This is a genomic window from Massilia phosphatilytica (assembly GCF_977014125.1).
This window is the reverse complement of the sequence record NZ_CDRNIL010000139.1, coordinates 1-3428: the sequence shown is the minus strand read 5'-3', so window position 1 is coordinate 3428 and position 3428 is coordinate 1. Positions and strand designations below refer to the sequence as shown.

Genomic DNA, 3428 nt, shown 5'->3' with positions numbered 1-3428 from the left:
TGTAACCTACTTCGTTCAGTTACGTATTGCTAAGGTTAAAACGGAGGAGTTAGTTGGATGATCCAGCACCTGCCGGACGGTGGCCAGGCCGTCGTGATCAACTTGCTCGACCAGAAACTGTACAATCTCAACCCGGATTTTTTGTCGTACACGTTGTCAAAGGCGGCATTGCAGACGGCCACCACCTTGCTGGCCCAGGCGCTGGCGCCGAAATTGCGCGTCGTCGGCGTCGCGCCCGGCATCACGCTCGTGTCCGGCGACCAGAGCGCGGACGGCTTCGCGCGCGCGCACCAGGCCACGCCGCTCGGCCGGTCGTCGACGCCGCAGGACATCGTCGACGCCGTGTGCTACGCGGCGAACGCGAAGGCGCTGACCGGCACCACCCTGCTCGTCGACGGCGGCCAGCACCTGATGCCGCTGGCGCGCGACGTGATGTTTTTGACTGAATGATTTTTACATTGCCCCTTACCTCGAAGGTTTCCTATGTTGTCCGCCCTGTTCTACCCGCAGCTGCGCGATTGCCGCAGGCTGTTCCTGCGCAATTACGAAGTCATGATCAACATCGGTGTCCATGAGTTCGAAAAAAAGGGCGAGCAGCGCGTCCTGATCAATGTCGATCTGTACATCCCGCTCGGCCTGTCGACGCCCAAGGACGACCAGCTGCACGAAGTGGTCGACTACGACTTCATGCGCGAGACCATCGCCAGGCGCATGGCGCAAGGCCACGTGCAGTTGCAGGAAACCCTGTGCGACGACGTGGTCGAGGCCATGCTGGCCCACCCCAACGTGCGCGCGGCCCGCGTGTCGACGATGAAGCCCGACGTGTATCCCGACTGCGAAGGCGTCGGCGTCGAAGTGTTCCAGATCAAGGATGAAGCATGAATGAAGTGACGATGGCGCGTGCGGCGGACGTGCTCGCCCCTGCCGTGCCCGATGCCGCCGACAAGAAGGCGGACAAACAGGCCTACGAGAACAACAAGCTGCACAAGCGCCTGTGCCGCCTCGTCGGCCAGGCGATCGGCGACTTCAACATGATCGAGGACGGCGACAAGGTCATGGTCTGCCTGTCCGGCGGCAAGGACAGCTATGCCTTGCTGGACATCCTCATGACCCTGCGCGAGCGCGCGCCGATCCACTTCGACATCGTCGCCGTCAACCTCGACCAGAAACAGCCGAACTTCCCGCCGAAGTGCTGCCGGCCTACCTGACGAAGCTGGATATTCCGTTCCACATCGAGAACCAGGACACCTACAGCATCGTCAAGCGCCTGATCCCGGAAGGCAAGACCACGTGCTCGCTGTGCTCGCGCCTGCGCCGCGGCATCCTGTACCGCGTGGCGGACGAGCTGGGCTGCACGAAGATCGCCCTGGGCCACCATCGCGACGACATCCTCGAAACCTTCTTCCTGAACATGTTCTTCGGCGCGAAGATCAAGGGCATGCCGGCCAAGCTCGTGTCGGACGACGGCAAGCACGTCGTGATCCGCCCGCTCGCGTACGTGAAGGAAGCGGACACCGAGCGCTACGCGGAAATCAAACAGTTCCCGATCATCCCGTGCGACCTGTGCGGCTCGCAGGAAAACCTGCAGAGGAAGCAGATCAAGGCCATGCTGCGCGACTGGGAAAAGAAACACCCGGGCCGCGTGGAAAACATCTTCTCGTCGCTGTCGACCGTCGTGCCGTCGCACCTGATGGACCGCGACATGTTCGGCTTCGCGGACCTGAAGGCCGACGGTGTAGCGAATCCGGCCGGCGACATCGCCTTCGACGAAGAACCGTGTTCGACGCCGGCGACTGGCACCATTCCGCTGCAGCCGCTCTGAGCCGTCCTGCGCCGCGCTGACCGGCGCCGCCATGTCCGACCAGGCATGGCGGCGCGGCATGTGCCTGCATTTTTTGACGTTGTCCATGTTTTTGACGTTGTCTATGTTTTTGACGTTGTCTATGTAATACAGTTTCTTCAGGATGGATGGCGCGGCCTTCGTGAGATCGATTTCACCCTGAGGGTAGCCCGGCAAACCTCACAACAGGCCGGCAAGCCGATGTAATATTCCTACCTCGCCTGCGACGTCGTTTGGCGTACGCATCGTCCAACCCACCTGGATTCCTCATGCAAATCGGCCAACCCGCCAGCGCCGCCCAGACGAGCGGCGCTTCTGCCAACGCCAATACCCAAGTCGCGAGCTTGCGCATCTTCGTGTTCGCCCTGTTCTTCACGTTCGGCGGCATCACGAGCCTGAACGACGTCATCATTCCGAAACTGAAAGACCTGTTCACGCTGTCGTACGCGCAGGCGATGCTCGTGCAATCGGCCTTCTTTGCCGCCTACTTCATCGTGTCGCTGCCGGCCGCCGCCATCGTGCAGCGCATCGGCTATATGCGAACCGCCGTCGTCGGCCTCCTGACGATGACGGCCGAGCTTGCCTGCTGTTCATCCCCGCGTCCTCGTCCGGCATGTTCATCACCTTCCTGCTGGCGCTGTTCGTGCTGGCGGCCGGCATCACCATCGTGCAGGTCGTGGCGAATCCGCTGATCTCGATGCTGGGTGCCCCCGCCACCGCGTCAAGCCGCCTGACCTTCGCCCAGGCCTTCAATTCGCTCGGCACGACCGTCTTTCCGTACGTCGGCGCCATCCTGATCCTTGGCTCGCTGGCCCACGTCGACCAGGCCACGCTCTCGGCCGACGCCCTCGCCGCCTACCGCGCCGCCGAAAGCCAGGTCGTGGTGCACGCCTACCTCGGCCTGGCCGTCGCACTGGCCATCGTCGCCTTCCTCGTCTGGACCAACCGCAAGAAGCTCGTCGAACATCCCCATCCCGAAAGCAGCATGTGGGGCGCTTTCGACCTGCTGAAACAGCCCCGCTTCGCGTTCGGCGCCCTGTGCATCTTCCTGTACGTCGGCGCCGAAGTGGCCGTCGGCTCGCTGATCGTGAACTACCTGATGCAAAACGACGTGCTGGGCCTCGGCGCCAACGACCGCGAGCACGTCGTTTCGTCGTAGTCGGCGAGCCGACGGCCGCTTCGGCGCCGACTGTCACGGAAGATGGCGGCCGCGACGCGAAGCAGTGTCGGCGGGTCAAAGCGCCACATGCTGCTTCGGACGGGGATGTTCGACCGCAGCCTTGCGTGACCCAGACGAGGAAGGCGACGATGGCCGGTGCGACGGCCAGGCCGAGGTAGGTGTGCACCACGACCTGGCTTTCGGCGGCGCGGTAGGCGGCGAGGGCGTCGGCCGACAGCGTGGCCTGGTCGACGTGGGCCAGCGAGCCGAGGATCAGGATGGCGCCGACGTACGGAAAGACGGTCCTGCCGAGCGAATTGAAGGCCTGGGCGAAGGTCAGGCGGCTTGACGCGGTGGCGGGGGCACCAAGCCGTCGAGATCAGCAGATCCGCCACGACCTGCACGATGGTGATGCCGGCCGCCAGCACG

4 protein-coding genes and 2 pseudogenes are annotated in these 3428 nt (G+C 63.4%); all 6 read left to right on the top strand.

The features are described 5' to 3' along the window. Positions 1-72 precede the first annotated feature (72 nt). Positions 73-450, top strand: a pseudogene (locus ACWNCF_RS04980) (SDR family oxidoreductase); the annotation flags it as partial. A gap of 33 nt (positions 451-483) precedes the next feature. Then, complete coding sequence (locus tag ACWNCF_RS04975; RefSeq protein ID WP_449406244.1) at positions 484-882, top strand: dihydroneopterin aldolase; 399 nt, start codon at positions 484-486, stop codon at positions 880-882. Between the two features lie 11 nt (positions 883-893). Next, positions 894-1822 (top strand): annotated as a pseudogene (gene ttcA / locus ACWNCF_RS04970) (tRNA 2-thiocytidine(32) synthetase TtcA). A 45-nt stretch (positions 1823-1867) separates the two neighbouring features. Beyond that, on the top strand, positions 1868-2047 hold the full coding sequence (locus tag ACWNCF_RS04965) for a hypothetical protein (RefSeq protein ID WP_449406243.1): 180 nt from the start codon (positions 1868-1870) through the stop codon (positions 2045-2047). 62 nt (positions 2048-2109) lie between these two features. Then, positions 2110-2532 (top strand): hypothetical protein, encoded by a 423-nt coding sequence (locus tag ACWNCF_RS04960; protein WP_449406242.1) that lies wholly within the window; start codon positions 2110-2112, stop codon positions 2530-2532. Continuing rightward, positions 2454-2999, top strand: a complete 546-nt coding sequence (locus tag ACWNCF_RS04955; RefSeq protein WP_449406241.1) for a hypothetical protein — start codon at positions 2454-2456, stop codon at positions 2997-2999. The genes ACWNCF_RS04960 and ACWNCF_RS04955 overlap by 79 nt, the downstream gene beginning before the upstream one ends. The last annotated feature ends 429 nt before the right edge of the window (positions 3000-3428 follow it).